The 26,057-nt window shown below is 60.1% G+C and carries 21 protein-coding genes; 11 read left to right on the top strand and 10 right to left on the bottom strand.

Annotated features, from left to right (window positions below; translation table 11 throughout):
- The first annotated feature begins 315 nt into the window (after positions 1 to 315).
- From AB4P94_RS19065 to AB4P94_RS19110, 10 genes are all read left to right on the top strand, one after another.
- Entirely contained in the window at positions 316 to 789 is a 474-nt protein-coding gene (locus AB4P94_RS19065; protein WP_395606891.1) for a CS1 type fimbrial major subunit, read from the top strand.
- A 98-nt stretch (positions 790 to 887) separates the two neighbouring features.
- Positions 888 to 3,386 (top strand): TcfC E-set like domain-containing protein, encoded by a 2,499-nt coding sequence (locus tag AB4P94_RS19070; protein WP_395606892.1) that lies wholly within the window; start codon positions 888 to 890, stop codon positions 3,384 to 3,386.
- A 35-nt stretch (positions 3,387 to 3,421) separates the two neighbouring features.
- Complete coding sequence (locus tag AB4P94_RS19075) at positions 3,422 to 4,624, top strand: hypothetical protein (RefSeq protein ID WP_395606893.1); 1,203 nt, start codon at positions 3,422 to 3,424, stop codon at positions 4,622 to 4,624.
- 31 nt (positions 4,625 to 4,655) lie between these two features.
- Positions 4,656 to 5,396 (top strand): molecular chaperone, encoded by a 741-nt coding sequence (locus AB4P94_RS19080; RefSeq protein ID WP_395606894.1) that lies wholly within the window; start codon positions 4,656 to 4,658, stop codon positions 5,394 to 5,396.
- 38 nt (positions 5,397 to 5,434) lie between these two features.
- Positions 5,435 to 5,938: a CS1 type fimbrial major subunit gene (locus tag AB4P94_RS19085; protein WP_395606895.1), complete on the top strand. Its 504-nt coding sequence runs from the start codon at positions 5,435 to 5,437 to the stop codon at positions 5,936 to 5,938.
- A gap of 90 nt (positions 5,939 to 6,028) precedes the next feature.
- Positions 6,029 to 6,652, top strand: coding sequence for a response regulator (locus AB4P94_RS19090; protein WP_395606896.1), 624 nt, complete (start codon positions 6,029 to 6,031; stop codon positions 6,650 to 6,652).
- Between the two features lie 6 nt (positions 6,653 to 6,658).
- Complete coding sequence (locus AB4P94_RS19095) at positions 6,659 to 10,309, top strand: transporter substrate-binding domain-containing protein (RefSeq protein ID WP_395606897.1); 3,651 nt, start codon at positions 6,659 to 6,661, stop codon at positions 10,307 to 10,309.
- Positions 10,310 to 10,444: 135 nt separating this feature from the next.
- Entirely contained in the window at positions 10,445 to 11,653 is a 1,209-nt protein-coding gene (locus AB4P94_RS19100) for an EAL domain-containing protein (RefSeq protein WP_395606898.1), read from the top strand.
- Entirely contained in the window at positions 11,650 to 12,051 is a 402-nt protein-coding gene (locus AB4P94_RS19105) for a hypothetical protein (protein ID WP_395606899.1), read from the top strand. The genes AB4P94_RS19100 and AB4P94_RS19105 overlap by 4 nt, the downstream gene beginning before the upstream one ends.
- Before the next feature lie 135 nt (positions 12,052 to 12,186).
- Positions 12,187 to 12,681 (top strand): hypothetical protein, encoded by a 495-nt coding sequence (locus AB4P94_RS19110; RefSeq protein WP_395606900.1) that lies wholly within the window; start codon positions 12,187 to 12,189, stop codon positions 12,679 to 12,681.
- Positions 12,682 to 12,691: 10 nt separating this feature from the next.
- Here AB4P94_RS19110 and AB4P94_RS19115 read toward each other — a convergent pair whose 3' ends face one another.
- Positions 12,692 to 13,255 (bottom strand): hypothetical protein, encoded by a 564-nt coding sequence (locus AB4P94_RS19115; RefSeq protein WP_395606901.1) that lies wholly within the window; start codon positions 13,253 to 13,255, stop codon positions 12,692 to 12,694.
- A gap of 270 nt (positions 13,256 to 13,525) precedes the next feature.
- Here AB4P94_RS19115 and AB4P94_RS19120 point away from each other — a divergent pair, with 270 nt between their 5' ends.
- Complete coding sequence (locus AB4P94_RS19120; RefSeq protein ID WP_395606902.1) at positions 13,526 to 13,831, top strand: putative quinol monooxygenase; 306 nt, start codon at positions 13,526 to 13,528, stop codon at positions 13,829 to 13,831.
- A gap of 12 nt (positions 13,832 to 13,843) precedes the next feature.
- Here the strand turns inward: AB4P94_RS19120 and AB4P94_RS19125 are convergent, their stop codons facing one another.
- The 9 genes from AB4P94_RS19125 to AB4P94_RS19165 are packed head-to-tail and all read right to left on the bottom strand — an operon-like array spanning position 13,844 to position 26,032.
- Positions 13,844 to 14,893: a hypothetical protein gene (locus tag AB4P94_RS19125; RefSeq protein ID WP_395606903.1), complete on the bottom strand. Its 1,050-nt coding sequence runs from the start codon at positions 14,891 to 14,893 to the stop codon at positions 13,844 to 13,846.
- Between the two features lie 12 nt (positions 14,894 to 14,905).
- Entirely contained in the window at positions 14,906 to 16,714 is a 1,809-nt protein-coding gene (locus tag AB4P94_RS19130) for a hypothetical protein (protein WP_395606904.1), read from the bottom strand.
- Positions 16,715 to 16,717: 3 nt separating this feature from the next.
- Complete coding sequence (locus AB4P94_RS19135; protein ID WP_395606905.1) at positions 16,718 to 18,010, bottom strand: hypothetical protein; 1,293 nt, start codon at positions 18,008 to 18,010, stop codon at positions 16,718 to 16,720.
- Between the two features lie 19 nt (positions 18,011 to 18,029).
- Complete coding sequence (locus AB4P94_RS19140) at positions 18,030 to 18,953, bottom strand: hypothetical protein (protein ID WP_395606906.1); 924 nt, start codon at positions 18,951 to 18,953, stop codon at positions 18,030 to 18,032.
- 59 nt (positions 18,954 to 19,012) lie between these two features.
- Positions 19,013 to 21,376, bottom strand: a complete 2,364-nt coding sequence (locus AB4P94_RS19145) for a hypothetical protein (RefSeq protein WP_395606907.1) — start codon at positions 21,374 to 21,376, stop codon at positions 19,013 to 19,015.
- A gap of 10 nt (positions 21,377 to 21,386) precedes the next feature.
- Entirely contained in the window at positions 21,387 to 22,526 is a 1,140-nt protein-coding gene (locus AB4P94_RS19150) for a hypothetical protein (RefSeq protein WP_395606908.1), read from the bottom strand.
- Positions 22,505 to 23,941 (bottom strand): alkaline phosphatase family protein, encoded by a 1,437-nt coding sequence (locus tag AB4P94_RS19155; RefSeq protein WP_395606909.1) that lies wholly within the window; start codon positions 23,939 to 23,941, stop codon positions 22,505 to 22,507. The genes AB4P94_RS19150 and AB4P94_RS19155 overlap by 22 nt, the downstream gene beginning before the upstream one ends.
- On the bottom strand, positions 23,931 to 25,151 hold the full coding sequence (gene eboE, locus AB4P94_RS19160; protein WP_395606910.1) for a metabolite traffic protein EboE: 1,221 nt from the start codon (positions 25,149 to 25,151) through the stop codon (positions 23,931 to 23,933). The genes AB4P94_RS19155 and eboE overlap by 11 nt, the downstream gene beginning before the upstream one ends.
- Positions 25,148 to 26,032 (bottom strand): TatD family hydrolase, encoded by an 885-nt coding sequence (locus tag AB4P94_RS19165; protein WP_395606911.1) that lies wholly within the window; start codon positions 26,030 to 26,032, stop codon positions 25,148 to 25,150. The genes eboE and AB4P94_RS19165 overlap by 4 nt, the downstream gene beginning before the upstream one ends.
- Between the last annotated feature and the right edge of the window lie 25 nt (positions 26,033 to 26,057).

The raw sequence follows: 26,057 nt of genomic DNA on the forward strand, positions 1-26,057 counted from the left end.
GATGAAACGCCAATGAATAGGGCGATAAGCCTTGGTCAATCTGGCATGTAGGAAATGCCCTACATGATTGTTCGTGTTTGCTTCTTTGATTTTAGGAATCTGCTGACTATCAGCCGGAAAAACGCCACAAATCCATCGCGAAAAAGCTACATCTAGCTACTCGCTCGAAATGGAAATATGCATTCCGTCGCCGCGCTGGCCAGGCAGGAGCCTGATTGCAGGGGTAAGCGCAATACCAGCGTGCGGCACTCCGAACCGGCACTCACTTGCTTGGGGCCGGACCCGATTGCACATTTTGTTTTGTCGAGGTTTTACATGATCAAGCGTTTGATGATGGCGGCTCCTGTGGCTGCCCTGGTACTCGGTTCTTCGTTCGCCATGGCGGCAGAAACCATCACCGTACAACTGAGGGCGGATGTTCCCGCCAACGATTTCTACGTTCGTCCTGTCGCCGGTACGGATCTTTCCCGCGTGCAAACGATGATCTGGAATATCGCCTCTAACCGGTTGGATGCCTTGCGCGTCGATCTGGATATGCGCAGCACCACACGGGGAATCAACGCCAAGCTGGATCTGGTGCCGGAACTGGTTGGCGGTTCCAACCGAATCCCGCTGGTCGTTAAAGTCGGGACTACCACGTTGACCACTGCCTCAGGCCTGGTAGCCGCGGCGGCTACCGTCGCCAACGGTGCTCGTAACACATTGAGCATCGAACCTACAGCGAATGCCACTTTTGCACCTGGCAGCTACACCGGTACCGTCTCGGTCATTTTCGAACCGGCTGCATAACATTATTCGTTTTGAATAACGCGTAGCTCATGTGTTTGGCGGACGGCCGTGTCCGCCATTTTATTTGTGTGAGTGTTATGCGCCTGAGTAACTAACCTATGTTTCCAGTGATCTTGATTGCCACTTCGCTTGGCGTGGTTTTTTCTTTAAATGCCTATGCCAATACGGATGAGCGTGCTCCGGTATCTCGCAGTTTATTGTCTCAGGCGAAAAATATCCCGGCCGAGTTCGAAGAGTATTTATTTGATGTGCCCTTGGCGGTGCGTATCGAACGTAATACGCAGTTTCTGGGCGAAGCATTGGTGGTGTTATCTCGGGATGACCGCATAACGCTAGTTGATTTTACCGATCTTTCTGAAAGTGCTGTCAGCGCGCCCGAACGCGATACCTGGGAGCACTTTCTCAAGCAGGGCGTCGCCTTCGGCGACTGCACCCAGCAGTGCCCGCAAGGGTTGCTGGCCGTGCATTACAACCTGGAAAACTCCGTGGTGTCGATTTTGACCAACCAGGCGGAGTCCGACAGCGCGGCAACGGCCTACTACCAGCAGCCCGAAGGTGGCAGCAGTGGTTTGATCCTGCGTAACCAGCTGAACCTCACGGGCGGGCAAGGCCAGGACATGAATGGCCGTTACAACCTGGAGGCCAAGAGCAGCCTGGGTAACTGGACCCAGAACCTCAGCCTGCAATTGGCCCGCTATGGCCGGCCGGATCAGCCGCTCTACCATGCAGTGCAGGAGCTTTACACCCAGCGTGAGCTGCAAGGGCAATTCTTTCGCCTGGGCTATTTCACCCCCAGCTCCGAAGGTTTGAGCCGCCAGCCGCGTACGTTTGGCAACAGCCCTGACACGGCCTTGGGGATCATGTATGGCAGCTCCGACAGCCTGGCCATCGATCAGCCACAGCCCAGTGTTTACCCGATTTATGTCACGGCGAATCGCCAGGCATCGGTTGAGATTTATCGCGACGGCAAGTTGATCAACACTCAATTGGTCGAGTCCGGCTTGCGTGCCCTGGACACACGTTCGTTGCCCAGCGGCATCTATGACGTGCAAGTGCGGTTGATCGAAGACGGTCGGGTGACCTCGACCCGCCAGGAGTTGGTGTACAAGCCCAACAATTGGCGCAATACCGAAGATCGCTGGCGCTACAACCTGTTTGCCGGGCGCGAGACGCAGTTGTTGAGCAATTGGCAGTCAGAATCGAGCCAGGCGTTGGCCGCAGGCGCAGCGCTGAATTATTTGCTCCACCCGCGCGCGGTCGTCGGCTTTTCCGCCCGGCAGATCAAGGACGCCATGCAGTACGGCAGTTCTATCGACTGGACGCTGACCGACTCCGCCAGCCTGTACGCCAACGTTTATCAGACCGCGGGTTATGGCACCGGGATTGATCTGCAGAGCATTTATAGCTATGGCTCCGGCAGCCTTGTCGCCAGCCATTCACGTACCTGGCTGGACACCCGCAACAGCTATGAAACCCTGGCCGACGGCACGCGTCTGCGGCCACGCCAGGTGTTTGTCGGGCAGACCAGTACCTCGTCGTTATCGCTGAGCCATCGGCTGGACCGGCGGGACTCGTTGAGTGGCCGGGTGGCCTACAGCGATGGTTACAGCCAGGGCGCGGCGCTGGACCTGTCCTGGTCACGGCAAGACACCTTGTTCGGTTCGGCAGCCGACTGGCGGCTGTCGGTGTTTGACCGGCCCGGCAGCTTCAGCAGTGGTGAGCGGCGCAGCCGCGGGGTCGACCTGAGCCTCAACCTTGCGCTGGGTGGCCCTGGACAGTCGCTGACCGGCAGCGTCGGCAGCCGTACTGCCCGCGACGGTGGGCGTGATAACTCAGTGGCGCTGATGTACCAGAAAAACCTGCAAGGGCATGTGCTGCAAAGCGTTTCCGCTACGGCGATTCACGACACCTATGGCGTCGGGCTTTCCGGCAGCAGCACCTTCCAGACATCCACGGTGACGGGGGATGGTTTCGTCCAGCGCTCGTCCTACAACGGCCACCTGAGCGGTGGGGTGAACCTGGACAGTACGATCGCCGTCGGCGGGAAAAAAATGGTCATGACCAGCCAGAGCCAAACGGCTGGGGCCGGGATGATCGTCGATCTGGAGTCAGATATTGCCGACGTTTTGATACGCGCCGACGATTTGAGTGGCGGCAGTTTCAACCTGCGGCCCGGGCGCAACTTTGTGCCGCTGACCGCTTACAAAAGTGGCCAGGTCAGTTTCGACTTTGAAGGCAACAGCGTACCGGCGGCGGCCATCCAGCCAGCCCGTACCCGTTACCACGTCAATAAAGGCGGGGTGGAATACCGGCAACTGCACGTGATGAAGACCCTCACGGTCCTGGGGCGTTTGCTGGATGCCCAGGGGCAACCTTTGAAGGGGCATCACTTGATCAATCACGCCAGCCGTGGCGTGACGGAAGTGGATGGTTTCTTTTCCATGGAAATGAGCGCCCGTTCACCGGTGCTGGAAGTGCGTTCTGGAGAGCTGTTGCTCTGTCGTTTCAAGCTGGACCCGAGCCAGGTCCTGGCTGGCCAGGATGTGTTGATGGTGGGGGACTTGCGGTGTTTGCCCGAGTCCCTGGCTTTTAAATAACGGGCGCGTGGTGTGGATTATTGAGGTTGGACAGCATGAAGTATTTATCGAATGTCAGGGGTTATTTGAGTGTGTTGTTGTTGTTTTTAGTCGTGGCGCCTGTTGTGGCTGCCAGGGCGGAAGTGGTTGAAATTTCCGCAACGTTTCGATCTGAAAATTTAAGTTCAAGAAATAACTTTTTGGATACCACGCGCTCATCAGGTTGCCCGTGGGGTATCAGCATGTGCTCGACGGCGGCGGTGCCACGCATTGCGATACCCGGAATAAGGTATGCATCGTCAGGCGGCGTACCCATCGATTCCGAGGTGGGCTTGAGGTTGCCTTCGGCTAATCGCTCGGTGTCGTTGGTTCATGAAGACGGCGTCAGCACAAGTGAGATGTTGTTTAAGGTTGACGGTGTGGGCGGTACATTGCCCACCCCGGAAATGGGCCTGCCGAGTTATTGGATTGGCGGCGGTACTTTTTCTGCCGGGATAACTTCGTGTGTGGGCCACTCAGGTGGGAACAGTTCAAAGTATATGTTTTTTTGGGGGATAAACGCTTCAGATACTTGCACGAGAAGAAATGCCAGGCCTATGGAAACAGTGGTCATGGATGATCTGTTTTTACGTTACAAAATCACCCCGCCAAATCCGGCGAACATGAAGCCGGGCGTCTATCGAGGGAGCGTGAGGTATAGCGTTGGTTCAGCACGCGAAGACATCGCCTTTCTCCCGTTAGGGGGGCGTGTTACCGATAATGTATTGGTTATTAACTTCACCGTGACCGTCCCGCTGATGTTCAGAGTGGATGTGCCAGCCGGGGGCCAAAGAGTAGAGCTGACTCCGCAGGAAGGCTGGGCAAATTGGTTGTTGCGCGGCCGTAAACTCTCCCGGTTGGTCAAGCATCAGACATTCAACCTATGGTCGAACGCGCCGCTGACCATGAGGTTAGAGTGCACAAGCCAGATCGGCGACAGTTGCGCACTGCAAGAAAAGGGTGGCGCTCTTGCTGTGCCGGTTAATGTCAGCGTGAGTCTGCCAGGGAATTTTACCGACAGTTCAAATGCCAGGGTCAATAACAAAGTGTTGAGTGTGAGTGGCATGGGGGCGGACAGTTTTAAGCCCAGTGGCTATATAGAGCGCCAGCCAGGAAATTTACAGTTTGAAGTCAGTGAAGAATCGGTTGCCGAAATGTTGAAGCGCCCTGGAAGCAATTACAGCGGTACGGTGACGGTGGTGTGGGAAAGTACTATTTAGTGTTATCCATCTATTGAGTGAGCATTTATTCATGAAAGCGTTATTTTTAATTGTGGTGGCTGGGTTGTTAAGTGGTGTGGCTCATGCGGGCCCGCAAATCGATGTCGGCGTGATGTATGACTATCTCGACGGCGACAAAAGTTCGTTTTTGAAGCGCGTCTTCAATGCCGGTGACACTACCGCCTTCGTCAAGATCAATGTCCTGGAAATCGTCTACAACGCCGAAGGCATGCCCGAAGAAGTCCCGGTGAAAAACCAGCCGGAGCTGGCCGCACGTAACGGTTTGATGGCCAGCCCAGCCCGTTTGATCGTCCCGGCCAACGGCATGCAAGGCACTCGCCTGTTATTTATGGGCCAGCGTGATCAGGAGCGTTACTTCCGGGTGCGTTTTGTGCCTGTCATCCCGGCCAAGGAAGATCAGTTTGCGGTCGCGGAAGAGGAGCGCGCAGGTTATGAGAAGACCTTGAGCGCGGGGGTCAATGTGCTGGCCGGCTACGGGACGATTTTCTTTGTCAGGCCGACCCACACCCAATTCGACACTCAGGTCAGCGAGGCTGCGTCCCGCTACCTGATGACCAATAAAGGCAATAGCGTGGTGATCATCGATGAGTTCAAGGACTGCCCGCTGGGCAAGGACGTGGACTGCAAACCGACGACCAAACACCACGTGTTGCCGGGCAAAGCGTTCGAGTTCGACAAGCAGTCGGGGCGTGAGTACCGATTCACCCTGATCGAAGGTTCGACGAAAAAGGTGCTGACCATCAAAGGTTAGCCATGACGTTACAGGCGCCTGACACTAAGGGACGGTCCATGGACAGGTTATTCAAGTGGGTACTGTTGTGCGCAACAGTGGGGGCGTTGACCTTGTGCAGCATGAGCGTCTTCGCCGCCGTGGAGCGTAAGCGTTTTGATCTGTCGGTCAGTATTCCAACGGTCGACTTTCACGTGTTGCCGGTCAACCCGCAGGTACTGACTCACGAGCAAGTGCTGGAGTGGGATGTACGCAGGAATGACCTGCGGCCGCTGGTGGCCGATTTCGATGTCAAGAACAGCGCGGGCGCGATCAGTGCTTACCTGGATTCGGCACCGACCATGAGCAATGGCAGTGCCACGTTCAGCCTCAATGTACGCTTCAACGGGGTCGACTTGTTGGTGCAGCGAAATAATATCCGCACGGTGGTCACTGAACCGGCGGCCCGTATCGGCGCACGCGTGCCCCTGGAGATTCAACCGGTGCGCCCGGCCAATGGGTATGAGGCCGGGACTTACTATGGCAATGTGCGGATGATCTTCGATGCCGTTGCGCCGCGCTGAAGGTTTTTTGACTATATTGTCGGCTGGGCTGCTGTCAGCTTGGCTCCACGGCTCTCCAAGCGAGCGGGCGCCCATCCTTAAGAGGCTTACATGAAAGCACTGGTAGTCGATGACCATCCGTTCATTCGCTCGGCGATCAAGTTGGCGCTTGAAAAAGAAGGGCTGGAGGTGGTGGGGCTGGCCGCGGACGGTATAGAGGCGATCCATCAGGCCAAGACGTTGTTGCCAGACCTGATGGTACTGGACATTGCGTTGCCCCTGCTCGATGGGCTGGAAGTCATCAACCGCATCGGTACCCTGGGCCTGCCCATCCGGATCCTGGTCCTGACCTCGTTGAATGCCGAGTTCTATTCGATGCGTTGCATGAAGGCCGGCGCGGCGGGTTACCTGGCGAAAACCGGGGATGAAGTGGACTTGGGCCGGGCGGTCAAAGCCATCATGTCGGGTTATACCTTTTTCCCCAACCTGGCGATGAGCACCGTGCGCCGGGATGATTCGGATGTCAGTGACCAAGGCCTGATCCAGAAGCTCTCGGATCGCGAATTGTCGATCCTGCAGCAGCTGTCCCGAGGCATGAGCAACAAGGAAATCAGCGAAGCCATGTTGATCAGCAGCAAAACGGTCAGTACCTACAAGGCCCGCCTGATCGAGAAGCTCAAGGTCAAGTCCTTGGTGTACCTCGCTGATTTTGCCCGTCGCAATCACCTGATTTAGCGGCCCATGAACCTGCGCGCTATCGCCCACGTGGTGCTGTTGCTCGGCAGCTTGCTGCTGGTGTCGACTGCCTATGGGGTGGCCGAACCGTTCAAACTGTTCAGCCGCTCCAGCGCTGCGGGCTTGAGCCTTGCGCTGGATGAGGAGGACTGGCGCTGGCTGCGCGCCAAAGGGGTTTTGCGCCTGGGGGTTTCGGCCCCGGATTCGGCGCCGCTGGACATTACGTCAGACGATGGCACCTACGAAGGGTATACCGCCGACTATGCCGGGCTGTTGTCCGAGTTGTTGAGCATCCGGGTCGAGGTGCTGCGTTTCGATTCCCGCGAAGAGTCCATCGAGGCCCTCAAACAAGGCAAGATCGACCTGCTGGGGTCCTCGACCGGGTTTGAGTCCGCCGATCCGGAACTGGCCCTGTCGCGGCCCTATGCCGATAGCCAGGCGATGCTGGCGGTGAGTACACAAACGGGTAACACGCCGCTCGACAGCACGCTGGCCGGCAAGCGCCTGGCCATGTACGACCACTTTTTACCGGCGCAGATGATCAAGGGCCTTTATCCCGACGCCACGTTGAAGTTGTATACCTCGGAGCTGAGTGCGCTGGGTGCAGTGGCGTTCGGGCAGGCCGACGTGTTCCTCGGGGACGGGATCACCACCGGCTATGTGATCAACAAGTACTACCCGGGCAACGTGCAGATCAACAGCTTTGCGCATATCTCCTATGACGATGTGGCGTTTGTGCTGTTGCCGGGCAATCAATCCCTGTTGCGCATCATCAACAAGACCCTGGAAGCCATCCCTTCGTGGAAATACCTGACCATCCTCAGACGCTGGAGCGCCGGCGCGGTCAATCTGCCCTGGGCCCAAACCGTCGATTTCAGCCCGCGGGAGCGGCGCTGGCTGGAGGCGCACAGAAAGCTGAAAATCGGCGTGTTGGATGACTATCCGCCTTTGTCTTTTTTTGACCAGGCCGGCCATTACCAAGGCGTGACCGATGAGGTGCTGAAGAAGATCAGCACGCTGACCGGTTTGCAGTTTGAAATTGTCCGTCTGCAAGATATCGATGAGCTCAGCCGTGCGCTGAACAACCGGCAGGTCGACGTGCTGGCGGGGTTCAATCGCACCTCGGTGCATAACGAGATGTTCAATTTTACCCGCTCATACTTTGCCAGCCCCTTTGTGCTGGTCGGCCAGAGCAACCGGACAGACATTACCGGCCTCGACGATCTGGCCGGTAAAAAACTCGCGTTGCGTCAGGACCATACTGAACGCGAGTACCTCGTGGAGCGCTATCGCGCGGTCAACCTGGTGGAAGTGCCGACGGGGGTCAGGGCGATGTCGCTGGTTACTGACGGCAAGGTCGATGCCTCGCTCAATACGTTGATGCATGCCAGCTACTGGGTTCGGCGCAATTCGCCGGCCCAGATAAAGATCATCGGCTCGGTGGGCGATGTGACGGCGCAGTATGCTTTCGCGGTCAATCATGGCTCGCAGGACATGTACTCGGTGCTGAACAAATCCCTGGCGGCGATTTCTCCCGAGGAGTTCGACCAGTTGGTCAACCGTTGGCACTACGAGGTGACCATCGACGAATCCTCCTGGCGGCGCCACCGGAACACGATTATCCAGGGGTTTGTCGGTGCGGCGATTTTGCTGCTGATCGCGTTGTACTGGATTTCCTGCCTGCGTAAATCAATCCGCCGCCGCGAGCGGGCAGAGGAAGCGCTGACCGAGCAGATGCAATTCATGCGCGTGCTGCTCGATGGCACGCCACACCCGATCTATGTCGGTGATCGCAACGGGCTGTTGCTGATGTGCAACTCCGACTACCTGCGCGCACTGGACCAGCGTTCCGATGACGTCATCGGGCAGCCCGTCGCCCAAGGCATTCTCGGCTGGCAAGGCGAGCCGGGCTACAGCGCAGCCTATGCCCGAGTGCTGGAGACGGGAGAGCCTTTGCTTGAGGACCGCGTCATCAGCCTGCAGGGGGCGAAGCAGGTGACGGCCCAGCATTGGCTGTTGCCGTTTCGCGTGAGTGGCGGAGAGATTGGCGGAGTCATCGCCGGTTGGATCGACATTGGCGAACGCCATCGCCTGATGAGTCAGCTACAAGAAGCCAAGGACGAGGCTGACCGCGCCAACCGCGCGAAAACCTCATTCCTGGCGACCATGAGCCACGAAATCCGCACGCCAATGAACGCGGTAATCGGCATGCTGGAGTTGGCGCTCAAACGCGCTGACAAGGGCGTATTGGACCGCTTTTCGATAGAGGTGGCCTCACGCTCGGCCCACGGGCTGCTGGACCTGATCGGTGACATTCTCGATGTGGTGAAAATCGAGTCCGGCAAACTGACCCTGTCGCCCCAGCGGGCCAACCTGCGGGCGCTGGTGGAGTCGGTCGTGCAGGTGTTTGACGGCGTTGCCCGGCAAAAGGGTTTGCACCTGGTGCTTGAGTTCGATGGGCAGGCCAGCGGCGACGTGTTGGTGGACCCCCTGCATTTCAAGCAGATTCTTTCCAACCTGTTGAGCAATGCCATCAAGTTTACGGGCCAGGGTTATGTGCACTTGAGCCTGAATGTTTTGCCGACGGCGGATGACAGCCGCATGGGGCTCAGGCTGCTGGTCAAGGACACCGGCGTGGGTATTTCCCAAGACAATCAGAAACGGCTGTTCAAACCCTTCAGCCAGGTCCAGGACGGCGGGCAGTCGGCTTACCGTGGGTCGGGCCTGGGGCTGCTGATCAGCCGCACGTTGTGCACCCTGATGCAAGGGCAGTTGAACCTCAGCAGTGAGCTGGGTGAGGGGACGCAGGTCGAGGTGCTGCTCAGCCTGCTCAAGCTTGCGCCATTGCCGCCGCAGGTGTCTGTGCCGCAAGCCGAGCCCCAGGGAGGTCCGCTGCGGGTGCTGGTAGTGGATGACTATCCGGCCAACCGTATTCTGATGTCCCAGCAGCTCGGTTACCTGGGGCATTCGGTCGTCGAAGCCGAAGATGGCGAAAAAGGCCTGCAGGCTTGGCGCGATGGCCAGTTTGATGTGGTCATCACTGACTGCAACATGCCGGTGGTGAGTGGCTACGAACTGGCCAGGTTGATTCGCCAGCTTGAACAGCACCAGCAGGCGCTGCCTTGCCTGATCCTCGGGTTTACCGCCAATGCCCAGGAAGAAGAGAAGCGCTTGTGCCTTGAGGCCGGCATAGACGATTGCCTGTTCAAACCGGCCAGCCTGGCGGACCTGCATGCCTGCCTGCGTCTGGTGGAGTCCAGCTTCGTGGCGCCGCCGATTCAGTTGAGCAGCCATTTCGACGCGATTGACTTGACCGGGCTCGACCAGTTGACCAGTGGTGACAAAGTCGCCATGCGCAGGCTGCTGACAGACCTGGCCGTGAGCAATGAAGAGGATTCGTTGCGGCTGGTGAAACTGTTCGGCGAACAGGACCGTCCAGGGTTGGCGGAGTTGGCTCACCGAATCAAGGGCGCGGCGAAAATCATCAAGTCAGAACGCATGATTCAATGCTGTGAACAGCTGGAGGTCGCGTGCAAGGCGGATGACGCCGAGCTGTTGGTGCAGTCGGTGGACGATCTTCAGCAGACCATGGAGCAACTGTCGGTGATTCTCGAGGATTGCCTGGAGCAGCTGTTAACGGAAGAGGGCGCGGCCTGAGTCAGGCTCAGGCGTTTTCGTGTAGGGCATTTCCTTCGATGAATCGGAAAATACTCCGCCTTCCTCAGGCCGTGCCTGACTGAAGCCCGCCTCTCAAATTCGCATACTGGCGCCCTGCATCTTTGTGAGCGCCTTATGAACGTCCCGGCCACCACCATTCTGGTTCTTGAAGAACACGCCTTTCAACGCTCTATCGCGGTGATGATGCTCGAGCGCTCCGGCGAGTTCAACGTGTTGAGCGCCGCCACGATCAAGCAGGCGCATAACCTGTTGCAGGGTGGCCAGCGGGTCGACATTTTACTGTGCGAGGTGCGCATGGACAGCCTCGACAGCCTGCTGTTTTTGCGCCAGTGCGGGCAGAAACACAACGTGCGTTCACTGGTGCTCAGCAGCGCCTTGAACCCCGACGTGCAACTGGCCGTGGAAGCGTTGGTGCCGCAGTTGGGCATGGCGTTGCTGGGTACCCTGGAAAAGCCTTTGCAGCAGGATCAATTGAGCAAGCTGTTGGCGCTGTACCCCTGCAAATCGGTGGCCCGGGACCCCGGGGGTTCCTTTCGTGCGCAGGCCAGTGAATTGGAAGTACGCAAGGCGTTGCTGGAAGGCCATATCCAGCCTTATTTCCAACCCAAGTTCAATTTGCAGACGAATGAGGTTGTCGGTGCCGAGGTCTTGGCACGCTGGCTCCATCCTCGGCGCGGCGTGCTGCCTCCCGCGGTGTTCATGCCGGTTCTGGAGCGGTGCGGGTTGTTGAACGAGTTGTTGTTTTCTCAGCTCCATCAGGGTTTGGCGTTGCAAAAGACCCTGAAGAAGCAAGGCCGCAGTGTTGCATTTGCCTATAACCTCGAAGTGGAACAACTGGCCAATCCGACGCTGGTTTCCAGGCTGGCCGCGGTATTGAAGAGCCATGGCATGCCGGCCAGTGGTTTGATGTTCGAGTTGACCGAGCGCGGGGCCTTCACCGCCAACACGGTCTATCAAGAGAGCCTGGTGGGCTTGAGAATGCTTGGCTGCCAATTATCCATCGATGACTTCGGTACTGGCTTTTCCTCGCTGCAACGCTTGTGCCAGGCGCCGTTCAATGAGCTCAAGCTGGATGCCGAGTTTGTCCGGGGGGCGGCCTGCGACAAGCGCTGCCAGGCCATCATCCAGCACATGCTTGCCCTCGGCTGCTCGCTGGGGATGTCAGTGGTGCTCGAAGGCATTGAAACCGAGATGCAGCGCCAGGCTTTGATTGAGCTGGGGGCAACCCTTGGGCAGGGCTACCTGTATGCCGGGCCCATGAGCGCTGCCGACTGGCTGGCCTGGCCGCTCACGGTGGGCTACGGAAAAGTCGACGGGCTATGACGAACAAACGCCTGCGGATCATGATTGTCGAGCGTGATCATCTACAACGCTTGAGCATCGAAAAAAGCCTCAATGGGCTGGGGTATTACGCCATAACCGGGATGAACTCGGCGGCGGAAGCCGTTTCGGTACTGCACTATGCCCAGCAGCTGTTTGACTGGGTGATTGCCAACAGCGAGTTGGTGGCCGAAGCAGACATCGACTTCCTGGCGCTGTGCCGGGACCACCCTTTTGTGCGCCATACCCTGATGTATGAATGCCCCCTGCCGGTATTCGAATCGTCCAGGCGGGGCTCGTCAGTGAAGATACAGTCGACGTTGTCTCACCTGCCTGACAGCCATTCCATGCGTTGGCTGATGCAGAGCCTTGAGGGGGTTGAACCTGCTGAGCCTGCATGACGTCATCCTTGCCTGGCTGGGCGATGCCAGCCCGGGAAGGGGTAGGTCGCCCTGCGCACGAGGTGTACAGTGCCCGAGGCTCAAGCTGCCTCCAACCGAAACCGAAAAAACAGGGACGTCATGAAGCCTCTTTGCTTGCTTTCAATCGCACTGCTCGCCGGTTGCACCCCGGCACCCAGATACCTCGTGCCCGACGGCGCACCCCAGGCGCAGATCCGCAGCGAACTGGACGCCCTGGACAACCATCGCAACGCCCTGAACCTGTCCGAAGCGCCGACCCTGGGCTGTAAATACGGTAGAACCGTGGAAGTTGTGCCGGGTGGGCAGTTGGTCTCGGTCTACAAAAACACCTCGAATCCGCCAGGTTACTTTCCGATCGAAGCCGGCAAGCCGCTGCATCTGGTCATGCGCGGCTGGGCCAACGCCAACCGCACGTGCAGGATAGGTTTCGTCAGTGAGTTTGCGCCGGGTGCGCGGTACGTGATCAAGGGCGGGATTGTCGATGACCCGTCGGCCTTGAGTGGTTGCCATATCACTATTTTCAACGCGGATTCAGGCTTACGCGTCCCCGTCGCAGACGAGCCGAAAGTAGAGCGTGGCTGCGCATTGGATAAGCTGCCACTGCAATGACGGGCAGGGCTCAACAGTTGAGCACCGGCGTATAACGCTCCTCACGTTTCTTGAAGTGAATCGGCGCCATGGGGACTTTCTCGCCATTCACAAAAATAGCCGGAAAGGTCAGGGTAAAGTCATCCAGGTCACCTTTGCCCAAGGGCGTGCCCTTGCTGTCGGAGTTGTTGATGTCTCTGGGATCAAACCCGGTTTTCAAACGCTCGACGCTGACCTGATAGGTCTGCCCGGACGCCAGTTGTACAGTGACTTCAGGTGATGCGGCGCTGACCCAGAGCGGCGTCTGCCCGTTGTCCAAAGCTGGTTTATAAAGGCGGCCAAACAGGCGAAGTTCCGCATCGGCTGATTTGACATTACCCGGCCAACTCGGCGTGCCGGGTGGCGCCACATACACCAGCACGCGAACCCAGTTGAGCGCTTGCGAAGCGGGCATGACGCTGATGGCTGCGTGCGCGCCGGGGCAGGTGCGTGAGAGCAGGGCGTTCTGGCCAATGCTGGATTCGGGGTGCAGATAAGGCCCGGTGCTGCAGCCCGTGACCAGTGCCAATGCTGCGATGAGGAGGTATGTCTTCATCTGCCAATTCCCTTTGCCGTTGTGATAGTGGGTGCATTTAAGCATGTCTATCGCGCGGGCTCGCAAACGGCTATTCAGCCAATGGCAGACAAAGAAAAGCCCACGATGGGGGCGCGGGCTTAAAAGGTGTTCGCTTAGGAGCTGAGTTCAAACTAGGCGCCCGACTGTGAAAACCGTGTGAAATTGGCGTGCGCATTATGTTTTTTGCAATGCGGCGGTGTGCTCGCGTAGTGTGCTTGCTTCCTGCCCAACCTGTGCAAAGGTGTTTTCATGTCAGATGAAGTGCGGCTTGTCGTCATTATCACCGCCCAGCCCGGCAAAGGTTCGCAGCAGTTGGCTGCGTTTGCGAAACTGGCGCCTCAGGTCAGGGCCGAGGAGGGATGCCTGCAATACGATTTGCATCCGGTCGTCGGCAACCCTGACAGTTTTGTGTTGATCGAGAAGTGGGCGTCCAAAGACTCACTGGATGCCCACCACAAGGCGGCGCATATGGTCGAGGCGGCCAGGCATAACCCGTCTTTCCGTGCCGGGCCTGCAACCGTTTTGCTGCTGGACGCCGCAGTGCTACCTGCCTGAGTCTGAATGACTCTACAGTTCCACCCGCCGCAATCTGCCGCTCAATGGCACCACTCGGTTGTCTGGCGTGGGAACCTGCCGCCCCGTCAGGCCCATGCCCTCACTCACCACCACCGCCCCCGGTACCAGGCACAGGTTGGACGGGGTATCCAGCCCGCGCGCCAGCACTTCGACGTGCCCATTGTGCAGGTTGCACCGCAACAACCGCCCGCTGAACCGGGTGAAACCGCCATGCAGCGGTTCGCCATCCCAGCCCGGCGGCAAGGGTTGTTGCAAATGGCTGCACAGCTCCAGCACCAACAGGTTGCCGTTCGGGCACAGCGCCAGCCCGGTGGGCAGTTGCAGGCCGCGTATCACCACCTCCATCTGTCCGTTGGCGGGGTGAACCCGGATCACCTGGCCCGCGAAGTCCGCAAAGTCGATGCCCTTGCGCGCCGGGTCGCCCTGCAATTCACCGGAGAACAGGCTGATCAGCACTGCGTCGGTCTCGGGCTCGTACACCAACGTGACGGGGACGGCTTCCTGGTCCTGGTCCAGTTCGGGGAGTTGCGCCAGCACGCGTTCTTCCTCGCCATCGCGAAATTCCACCAGCTGGTTGGTATCGGGCTTGACCGCCAACCAGCTGCGCCGCGTCGGGTGGTAGCACAGCGCATTCAGATTGCCGCGGCTATGAAACACCGGCTCTGGCGGGCTGTATTGCAGGTCGAGCAGTTTGGAGCCGCCGACATAATCGGTCTGGCTGGCCAGGCAGCGCCCGTCACCACTGGCAATATCGGACAATCCCATGATTTCATCGCGCAGCATGCGCGCCTGCATGTTCATCGCGCGAAACCCTTGGGCGACGACTTCACCGCGCAGGTAGGCGCCGGGTCTTTGCGGGTCAGGCGCCAGCCGGCTGATGCGGCCGCTGAACGGCTGGTCGGGCAAACCTGAGCCGGCTTCAGCCAATAACAGGCTGCCATCGGCTTGCAGGCACAGGCCGCGCGGGTTGAGCAGGCCTTCGGCAATCCATTGACTGGGGCGCAGGGTCTCGGTGGGCTGCGCAGGAATATGAATGCTCATCGGGTTTCCCTCCTATTGCGGTGGCTGCCACGGGCTGCCCGTGAGGTAGGCGCGCAGCAAGGCACGCTGCGCAGGCGACATCGAACGCACCACCGGCATGAACAGCGTGGTGCCTTTGTAGGCGTCTGCGGTGCGCGCGAGGATGGCGTTTTTTGCCGCCATGATTGCGTCCGGCTGGTTCAACGGCACGTAGCGCGACATGGCCGGGAAGGCCAGGTAATGAAAGCGCAGCACGTTGGGGTACACCTGTTGCCAGGTGATGATGCTGCCCTTGGCGATGCCAAAGTCGGTTTGCGCGTATTTGCGCAAGTTGGTGAAAAACGCGCCGTTGTCCACGCCATTCGCCGTGCACGTCAGCGAGACAAACCCGGCCTGGGCCGCGCTGCCTGATTTCAGCGTGACGGGAAAGCTCAGCGCCTGTTGGCCGGCATTCAGCGTCATTGACGCCGGAAAATTCAGGAAGTCGGTGTACTGCTTGCCCTCATAGGTCCCCGGCGCACTGGCTTGTACGCTGATTTTGGTGGCGCTGGGCACCGGCCCACCCAGGTAGCTGACCCGCAAGTTGATCGTCAGCCCGTTTGGGTAGTCTTCCAGGTATACGTTGCGCTGATCGGCATACACCCGGTAGGTCGACTCGATGGCGTTAAGCGTCTTGCCGTTCACCGCCGTCGGGCCGGTGATGGTCAGCGCGGTGGTCCTCACCGCCTGCTGCTGGCTGGTGTTCAACGGCAGGTCGACAATCCCGCCGTACACGTAGTAATTGACCAAGGGGCTCGCGGTCGGGTTGAGGGTGGTCAGCGCAGTGCCCCCGGCGGCAATCGTCACCGGCCCGTAGTTCGCATTCGGGCCGATGGGGCTGGTGATGTCATCCCGCACGGCACGGAAGGTTTGTTTGGGGATGACATTCACCATGTCCAGGCTCAACAAGCCGCTATTGCCCAGCGCTGCATAAGCGGCGTTGCCGGTGCTGAGGTTGACGATTTGCCGGCCCGGCTGACAGCTCAGCGGCTCGCCGGCGAAGGCCGGGGCCAGCGTGCCGATCACCCGGCCAATGCTTGGATTGGGGGTGAATTTTTTCGCGGCGTAATCCGCGTCCAGTTGTGGCGTGGTCATTTGCGGGCACATCTCGAACATCACGAAACGCAGCACAATACCGGTGGCACCGGGCGCCTGGATGATCGACTTCAAACCGGCGCTGTTCTGGTTCCAGCTGACGATGCTGCTCAACGGGAAGGTCAGTTGAAAGGTGCCGCTGGCATGGAACGAGCCTGGCGCATCCATCTTCGGCGGGTCGAGCACGCGGCCGGTCACGTCGAAACTGCTGCACACCGCATTGTTGCGAATCAGCAACTGAATGTTGTTGCTGGCGCCAATTTGCAGGCCGCCGACGAATATCTGTGTGGTCACCGAGGACGTCGGGTCGAGGTCGACCATCATCGGGCCCGACACCGGGCCCTGGCCGGTCACCGGGTCCACCGAGCCGAGCAGGTACACCGGTTGGCCGATGAGATCGCCGGTGGTGCTGATGTTGCCCGGGCTGCCTTGCGAGCTGATCAACGCATTCTGCATGTCCACCACATGCTGGCCGTAGTGGTTCCAGCCACCGGCGGTGTAGTAGTTGCCGGCGGGCGCGTTGATCATGTTGTTCAACTGGTCGTCGGTGTAGGGCTGCGCGCCCGGCGCCAGAGTCGAAGTGGTCAGGTCGAACAGCGGCCAGTCCGGGTTGCCATTGAACGGAATGGTCGGCGAGTTGTTCGGCAAGCTCACGTCCGTGCGGATGCCGCCCCAGAAATTCAGTCGTGGTCCGTTGAGAATGCTCATGGTCTATTCCTTGTCCGTGGCGTGAGGGGTCAGAGGCGGGTTGGCGAATTTGAACAGGTACGAGAAGTCCGACTTGAACGGGCTCTTCACCGGCGTCGCCATGGAGTGGCAGTTCATGCAACTGCTGTTGGGCTGGATGTAGCTTTCCATGGTCACGTTGGCCGACAACGCGGGTGTGGGCTGGCCCAGCGGGTTGCTCGGGTTGTTCGGCATCAACGGGCGTTGCGTGGTGACGAGCTGGTAGTACTTCAACACGCTGCGTTGCAGGCCGGGGTTGGCGCGGTAGTTGTTGTTGACCCAGTTCGTGACGTCGGCAATCGGCGTCACGCGGTTCAGCGGGTTCGGCGTCTGGAACGTGGTGCCGGCCTTGGGCACGCACACCAGCTGCGTGCCCTGGGTTTGCCAGTTGCACGGCGACTGGTTCAGCGCGGCGGCGGGGGCCGCGGCATTGAAGTAGGAATACGCAATGCCCGGCACCGGTTGGTCGACCCACTGGCCGTTGACTTTGGCCTTGGGCGGCACGTTTTCAATTTGTTCGAAGGTCGACCAGATCCACTGCGGGTAGCCATTGACCTTGGTGATGATATGCAGCCCCACCAAGCCCAAATAGGCCTCGCTGACCCCGATCTTCTGGCCCTGGCTGTTGAACCGCGCCACGCGCGCAAACTGGGTGAGGTAATGGCTGGCATTGTCACGCGGGGTCAGGATGCGCCAGCTGGATTTGATCTCGATCACGCCGTTGGGGAAGTTGATGTTGTTGGCCCTGGACACCACATTCGCGTTGTAGAACGTGTTGCCCACGATGTAGTTGTAGGACGCCTGGTTAGCCGAAATATCGTAATAGGTCGGGTTGCCCGCCTGGTCGATCAGCCAGCCGCCGACGGCCTGGTCGATGGAGTTGACCAGCGTGCTGTTTTTCAGCGCGGCAATGTTGATGATGCCCAGGCTCTTGGCCTTCAACGGGCTGTTCCACGGCCCCGGGTTGGCCGCCCCCGGCAGGAAAATTTCGCTGACGGTCTTGTAGGTCTGCCACACGGTGTAGCCGGGGTCGCCGGGCTGTTTGCTGCAATTGGGCGCGCCGCGCTGGCCGTCCTGGGCGGGCCAGTTCAAGGCGATAAACATGTTCCAGCTGTATTGGTCGAACTGGTCCTGGCCGGCGTTGGCGGCGGGTGCGCTACTCGGCGGCTGGCAGTTCAATTGGGTGGCCAGGGTGGCCGGTTGCGGCTCTTCACGCGCCTGCGCTGCCAGGCCGATCAGCCCAAGGGCCATCAGGCAAAAACTCAATAGATTTTTCATCGCGATTTGTCCTCACCTGTCAGGGTTTGCGCGGCATCAACTGGTTCCACTGCGCCTTGCGCCCGTTGCTCTGGGACGCGGGCGGCTCGAACAGTTGGCATTGCGGCGGGTTGGTCGGGCACATGGCGGCGACTTGTGCCCAGGTCTGGGCCGGGTCGGGTTTGGCGATGCGAAAGTTGGTGTAGTTCTGGCTGACAATCGGCGCGTTGGCCACGCTGGTGTCGCCGGAAAAGAAGAAGGATTGCGGCAGCCGGTAAGGCGGTTTGCCCGTCTGCTGTTTGTTGAACGCATAGCCGAACAGAATCGGCCCCGACGGCGATTGCAGGTCCAGCGCATAGGCCTGCACGCTGCCGCCCAGGTTCTTGCTGCGCTCAACGCTGTAGGGCAGGTGCTGCACGAAATCCTGGCGCGGCGGGTGGTTCATCGGCGAGAACATGCAGCAGGCCGGCATGTCTTTCGGGCGGTCCTCGGGGTAGGTCAGGAAGTAGGCCTTGTTGCCCAGTGACACGAAGGAGCAGCTGTAGTTGTTGTTCTTGATCGGGAAGATCGGCAGGCAGTATTTCTCGTAGTGCTCCAGCATCGCGCCGAAACCGTCGCCATCGGCGGGGATGTAGGTGGTGTCGTAGTAGCTGGTGCCGCGTGAAACCGTGTAGTCAGAGGGTTTCAGGGTGGATGGCGGGTTGCTGTAGGGCGGCGGGTTTTTCTCGTAGTTGTTCATCACCCGGTACATGGTCCAGTCGCTGATCCATTGCGCGGGAAAGAACGGGTCGGATGGCTCGCCGGGCAGGCGTGTGGCGATGCAATTGCCATTCTGCGCGTTGCACCCTTCGGTGTTGTGCACCCCGTTGGTGAAGTACACGGCGCCGCTGTCATCCGCAGCAAACGCGGCGGGGCAGAGGAACACAATCAGCAACAGCAGTCGGCTCAAGAGGCTGGCGTTCATAAGACACTCCTTTGAAAGCCGGGTGACAGGTGTGTCACCCGGTGGTCCTGTGTGCGGCGTTAGGTGTAGTCACTCATGCTGAGCTGGATGGGCGGGTAATTGCGCTTCACCAGCGCCTGCGCCCACAGCTCCAGCACGGCACGGCGGCTTTGCGGCATGTCACGGGTGATGGGCATCGCGAGCGTGCTTTCTTCCTGATAGGCCTTGCTGATCAGCACGATCAACTGGTCGACGGCGCCTTCGATGCGCGCGAGGTTATTGAGCGGCATGTACTTGCTCATGATCGGGTACAGGTAATAGAACGGCTGCAGGATGAAGGGGTAGATGAAGGTCTCCCAGATCACCTGGCCGGCGTCTTCGCGCTGGTAGATCAGGTTCCAGGCGTTGACGAAATCCTGTTGCATCTGCGGTTCCTGCGGCAGCACCCGCAGCGGCGCGAGGAAGTCGGTGTAGGCCTGGCCCAGCGGGAAGCTGAACGGAATCACCGGCGCCTGCTGACCTTCCTGCACAAAGAAACGCAAGGTCGGAAAGCCCGGCGCCAGGGCTGTGACCGTCAGGTTGGCGATGCCGTTGGCGTCGGTCTGGATCTGCGTCAGGCTGTACTGCACCGTGCTGTTGAGCGGGTCTTGCAGCGTGCCTTGCCGGGCAATCGGGTTTTGAAACGCAAGGGTTGGGCTTAACGGGACAGACGCGGGTGTCGGCAAGAACGCTTGATAAGTCACGGGCGTGGTCTGGTCGGCTGACGCCGCCAACCTCGTCGCCATCAACTGGCGCCCGGTGCCGTCGGTGACATGGCTGGGCAGGGTGACCACCCCCTGGAATTGCGGCAGGTTGGCGCTGTTGTTCGCCGGGTTCGCCGGGTCGTTGTTGAACAGCGTGAAGTTCGCCGCGTTACTGAAGGCCAGGTAGTAATCGGTGGTGCACAGCATGTAGGGGTTGCCGTATTCCGCAACCCACAACACCGTGCCGGTGGGGGCGGGCAGGCCGTCGTATTGCACCATGACCTGCAGCGTTTTGGTGTCGCCCACGTCGATGAAACCGGCGCTTTGCACCACCTCGGCGGTCCACATCTGCTGGGTCGCGGCCACGACGGGCGTGGTGCCTTGCCAGTGCAATTCGAGGCTGCCGGTTTGCAACTGTGTCTGCGCCTGCACGGTGAGCGGCAGGTCGAGAATGCCCGAACGCTTGTCGAATTGCAGTTGCTGGTAATCGGCATAACCGAATGTGGCCAACGGGCTGAATTGCGTGCCCTGGCGGATGCCGATCTGGTAATTGCCGGCCTGGTATTTGGCGGCAATCGGGATGTCGGCGGCCTTGTCGACCGGGTAGAACGGGAAGGCATTGCCCAGGTCCAGCGACAAGGTGTCGCCATGGGCCTCTACCGAAATCACCCCGAGTTGTACCGGGTTGGTATCACCGGGCGAGGTTTTATAGATGGGCACCTTTTGCGCCGGCACCAGGCGCCGGCCTGCCGGAGCGGTGGGGAACTCATCCGCAAACCACAGGCCCACGGTGCCGACCGTGCGGCTGTAGGCCGGGTTGAAAAAGATATCGCCGACGTTATCCAGCGCCTGCTGGTACATCGCCTGTACCTTGGCCTGGGCCTCGGGGCTGGAGCTGTGGGTGTCGATAGGCGGGTAGTTGTTGAGGATGCCGTTCTTGTCGTAGCAGGTCAGGTAGGTGGTGAAGCGGAACATCAGGCCCTTGGCGTTTTGCTGGGTCATCTGCGCCTGCAGGTTTTGCAGCAGGGCCGAACTGCCGAGCACCCATTCGAGGTTCTCTTTCGGGAAACAGGTTTGCCAGGTGGTGGTGACGTAACTCAGGCCGCCGAGGTTGGCCCAGTTGAAATTCAGGAAACGGTCGAGCATGCGGTGCTCACGGTTGAGCGTCAGGCTGCAACCGCTGCCGCCCAGCACCAGCTTGTCGAAGTACAGCGCGGTGAAGGTGTTCTGCCACGGGCTCACGTCGACAAAGCGCGCCGGGGAGTTGGGCGCGCCGCCAAACGGGTTGCCGAGCAACTGGAAGCTCTGGTTGATCAGCGGGTCGCTGCCCACATGGCCACCGTCCGGCAGCTCGCCGCCGGTGATCACCGATTGGGTCCCGTTGTAGCTGACGGTGCCGCAGGCGTTGTCACCGAACAGGTTCCATTCGCCAGGAATCATCGGTGTGGTCAACTGGCCGGCATTGCCCGGCACCTGCATCACATAGCTCGGCACCTGAGCAGGGGCCAGCGGTGCGATGGTCCAGGGCAACAGGGTGGTCGCGGCGTTCAACGGGGTGATGTTGAACGACTCCAGAAACCGCCAGTTCATGCGCATTTTCACGGCGTCGTAGAGCGGGTACATGTCGTTGTTGTTGGCGGTCGGCGGGTTCCAGAACATATGGCCACCGACGTAGATGCGCGGGAAATTCAATACGCTCATGTCAGGCTCCTTAGCGTTGCCACTGGGCGCGTTTGAGCGACCAGACAAAGTCCAGTTTGTGATAGCCGACAAAGTCGGAGGCCGGCAGTGCGGCGGTGGGGTAGACAATCCCGCCGTTTTTGTTGAGGGCGAAATTGAAGTAGCCCTGCTTTGGCGAATACGCCGCAGTGCCGTGGCAGGCAAAACACGAGGATTCGCTCTGGAACGCCGACTCCAGCTGGGAGTTGGCCAGCAGCGTCGGGTTGGTGTTGGACTGCACGCCGATCAACTCGTATTGGGCCAGCGCCGGAAATTGCGCCTGGAACGTGGTGTTGACCGGTTGCGCCGCAGCCGTCGGCCCGGTGCTGTTGGTTATTGGCGTGGGCGGAATCGCGTTGGTCACGGTGTACTTGCTGTTGTTGCGGTTTTCGAAAGTGGTCCACACCCAGTCCGGGTTGAGTTTGTTGATCACATGCAGGCCGCTCAGCGCGGCGTAGCCCACCACGTACTCTGTGCCTTGCTGGTAATAGGTCTGGGCGATGTAGTAGCCGTCATTGGCCAGTTGCTGCTGGTAGGTCGGGTTGTTGCCGATCCACAGCCAGGCCGCCTTGAGTTCCCATGCGGTAAAGGGAAAGTTCAGGTCGCCTGTCAGCGCGGCCTGGCCGTTCACGTTGTAGACCTTCTGCTGCACGATGTAGTTGAAAGTGTCTTCGCCCATCAGCAACTGGAAGCGCACCGCCTGGCCCTGTTCGGCCTGCGGCACCTGGCCGCCCATTTCCAGGATCAGCCCGTCCACCTGTTGCGTGGCGTTAAGGTTATGGAACAGGCGGCTGGTGTTCATGCCCATGGCCTGGGCCTGGCTCAGCACCGCAGCGGGCACCGGCGTGCGCTGGGCGTAGGGCAGGGGCGCGGCGCCTTTGGCCAGGTAGATCTGGTCCGACGGCTTCAGGGTTTCCCACACCAAGTCCGGGCTCTGCGCCGCCGCCGGTTGGTTCAGGCAGGCGAACCAGTTCCAGGCCAGGGTCTCGGGGCTATGGGTAAAGGTGGTTCGCGTCTTGTCGATGTCGCCTCCAAATTGCAGGAAGTTGCTGCAATCGAAGGGGGTGGTGGTCTGGGCCTGGGCCAATCCGGCCAGTGCACTCAGTACCGTTATTGATAAGGCTCGCCGCATGGAAGCTCCTTGGCTGTGGCCAGTTCGGTGTGGGGGCGCCCCAGGAAATGCTCCAGGAGCAGTTGTTTCACCGCCGTGGCCGCAAGATGCTGCGGTAACGGCAGATCACAATTGGTGATCAGCAGCGGGCCGGTCTGCGTGCTGGAGGGCAGGCGGCCGTGGCTGCCACGGACCAGCCCGGTGTCCAGCGGGATCAGGTCCATGTAGTAGCGAAAGCCGAGTTGCTTTTGCAGCAGGCGCCGCGCGACTTTCAGCTTGGGGAAACGAATGGCCGGGTCGATGAACAGCTCGACCGGGTCGTAGCCGGGCTTGCGGTGAATGTCCACGGTGCGCGCAAAATCCGGCGCCTTGCGGTCATCGAACCAGTAGTAGTAATCGAACCAGAACCCCTTGGCGGCCACGGCCACCAGCTCGCCGCTGCGCGGGTGGTCGAGCTGCCAGGCTTGCTGCCCGGCCTTGTCCAGCACGTGCTCGATGCCGGGCTGGCGCTGCAACAGGGCTTTGACACGCGGGATGTCCTCGGCGCGCTTCACGTAGACATGCGCAATTTGATGGTCGGCCACCGCAAATGCCGCGCTGGCGCCGGGGTCGAGCAATTCCCAACTCAGGGATTCGCGCACTTGCAACAGGCCTTCGGAGCGCAACAGGCGGTTGATCGACACCGATTGCTCGACGGCTTCGATGCCGTATTCGGAGAGCAGCATCACGGCCGCGCCCTCGGCTTCGGCGAAGGCGAGCAAGCGCCCGACCTCGGCGTCAATGGCGCGCACTTCATCCGTAATCGACGGGTGATCAGGCCCCACGCGTTGCAGGCTGTAGTCGAGGTGCGGCAGGTAGATCAGTTGCAAATGCGGCCGGCTGATCTTGAACTCGGCCATGGCGCACTCCACGATCCAGCGGCTCGACGCAATACCCGCCGCCGGCCCCCAGAAACCCGGAAACGGAAACGCACCAATCTGCTGTTCGATCTGTTCATGCAACCCGGGCGGTGACGAATACAGGCCAAACTGCTTGCGCCCATCGGCCGGGTAATGCGGGCGCGGCGTGATGGAGGCGTCGACGTCGGCGTACATGTTGTACCACCAGAACAACTGGCTGCAGCGAAAGCCCGGCATCTCACGCTTGAGGGTATGCCAGACCTTTTCACCCCGGATCAGCGCATTCGGTTGCAGCCAGAACCGCACCTCGGCCTGGTCGCGAAAGTACCAGCCATTGCCGACGATGCCGTGCTGCGACGGCGGCGCGCCGGTGAGGATCGACGCTTGCACCGTCGAGGTCACCGCCGGGAACACCGGCTGCAGCGTCGCCATCTTGGCGGTCTTGAGCAGCGTGTTGATATGCGGCGTCGCCTCGCCCAGCAGCGACGGCGTGAGCCCCACCACGTTGATCAGCAGCAGCGGTTGCTCAGAAGGCATCGGCGCAGGCCTCCGCTATCCGGGTTTGCAGCAGGTTGCGCTGGCGCAACTGGTCTTCGACCCAGCGCAGTTCGGCAGCAATACCTTCCAGTTGTGCAAGTTCGCTGGCCGGGCGCAGTTGGGCGGGCAGCACACCCCAACTGTAGGTCTCCACTTCCAGCACCGGGCGGAAATCGCCACGGGCGGCGAGGTAGTCGAAGGTCTGCGCCAGGGCCACCTGGCTGCCGCTCAGCTCGGGCAACAACAGGTGTTCGCTGAACAGTGGAATGTGAAAGTGAATGCGCAGCTCGGTGAACCCCGCACAATTCTCCAGCGCTGCGGGCAAGTCCGGCCAGGCCACGCGACGGCCATGGGTGTCGAGGGATTTGACCTGATGCAGGTAGGTGGTTTCGGCAAAGTTGCCGAGGGTGTTGAGCACGTGTTCGCGACGTTTTTCATCATTGGCCGGCAAGCGGCAAATCATCGCGTTGGACAGCTGGATCTTGCCCACCGGCACCCGCGCCTGGCGCAGCCGGTCGAGGGACTGGTAGCAGTCCTCGAACATCACCGCTTGGTGGCACACGTCAAAACACAGCGCCAGGTAGGCATGGTTGGGATCGATGGCCTGGCGGTGATGAAAGAAGGCGATGGTTTGCTCGGTGTTTTCCAGCACGCAGTCGGGTTCCATTTCCAGGCAGAACACGATTTTTTTGCCGGTCTCGCGGTGCAAGTCCGCCAGCGCCGCGGTGAGCTGGCTGAGGTGTTCGTCAGCACGGGTTTGCAACGCCGGGGTCCAGGTGGCGGCGTAGCCCAGCGGCACGCTGGAAATCACCCCTTGGCGGCAGTCAGGTGGCAAGGCGTGGGCGAGAATGCGCGCCAGGTCGAGGCTGTAGGCCAGCCGCTGCGGGTCGGCCCAGTCTGGCAAATACACTTCGGCTTTCACCGCACCCTGATGGAACTCGCCATAGGGAAAACCATTCAACGACGTCAGGCGCAAGCCGCTGCTGTACAGCAGCTTCAGAAAGTGTGCGCGCGCCGACTCGTTTTGCAGCTCAGCGGCCGCACGCGCGCAAATCCACAGGCCGCTGTCCTGTTCGCTCAACCCGCGCAGGCGGCGCACACCTTGAAAGTGCTGCTCGATGGAGGCGCGCAACCCGGCCAGGTCGCGAGTGGGGTGCACGTTGCTGCAATAGCCGACCTGGCTCGCGGTCCAGCCGCTGACGGCACTCATTTGACCACCGGGTCCTGGCCGCGCAGGGCCGAGTTTTCCTGCCATTGCTTGCGCTGGTCGATGGGCAATGGGGTGCTGACCAGCGCCTTGTCGAGCTGGCCGCTTTGGGCAAAGAAATCCACCGGGTTGTGGAACAGCACCTGCTCGACCTGAGCCTCAGAGAAACCCGCCGCGAGCATCGCCTGGCCGGTTTTCGGTACTTTGAGCGGGTCGCTGATGCCCCAGTCGGCGGCGCTGTTGACCACCATTTTCTCGGTGCCGTATTCCTGCAACAGCGCCACCATGCGCTGCTCGGACATTTTGGTGTTGGGGTAGATCGAATGGCCGCGCCAGCAGTCGCTGTCGAGCACCAGCGGCAGCGTCAGTTCGTTGAGGTGGTCGATGATCACCAGGTGCTCGGCGATCCCCACTTCACGGATCACGGCGAGGGTGCGTTTGGTGCCGCCGATCTTGTCGCGGTGCGGCGTGTGCACCAGCACCGGCAAGTTGAATTGCCTGGCGAGTTCCAGCTGCGCGGCGAGAAAACGGTCTTCTTCGGGGGTGATGTCGTCGTAGCCGATTTCGCCCACGGCGACCACGCCGTCTTTGACCAGATAACGCGGCAGAATCTCCAGTACTTCGTTGGCGATCGACAGGTCATTGGCCTCCTTGGGGTTCAGGCCGATGGTGCAGAAATGGTGGATGCCGAACATGCTCGCGCGAAAGCGTTCCCAGCCCAGCAGGGTGTCGAAGTAGTCGACAAAACTGCCCACGCTGGTGCGTGCCTGGCCCTGCCAGAACGCCGGTTCAATGACCCCGGTGATCCCGGCGGCGGCCATGTTCTGGTAGTCGTCGGTGGTGCGGCTGACCATGTGAATATGCGGATCGAAGTACTTGAGCATGGTGAATCCTCGTCAAGGAAAAAGG

This window comes from Pseudomonas sp. B22129 (assembly GCF_044218875.1).
In the GTDB taxonomy this organism is placed as follows: domain Bacteria; phylum Pseudomonadota; class Gammaproteobacteria; order Pseudomonadales; family Pseudomonadaceae; genus Aquipseudomonas.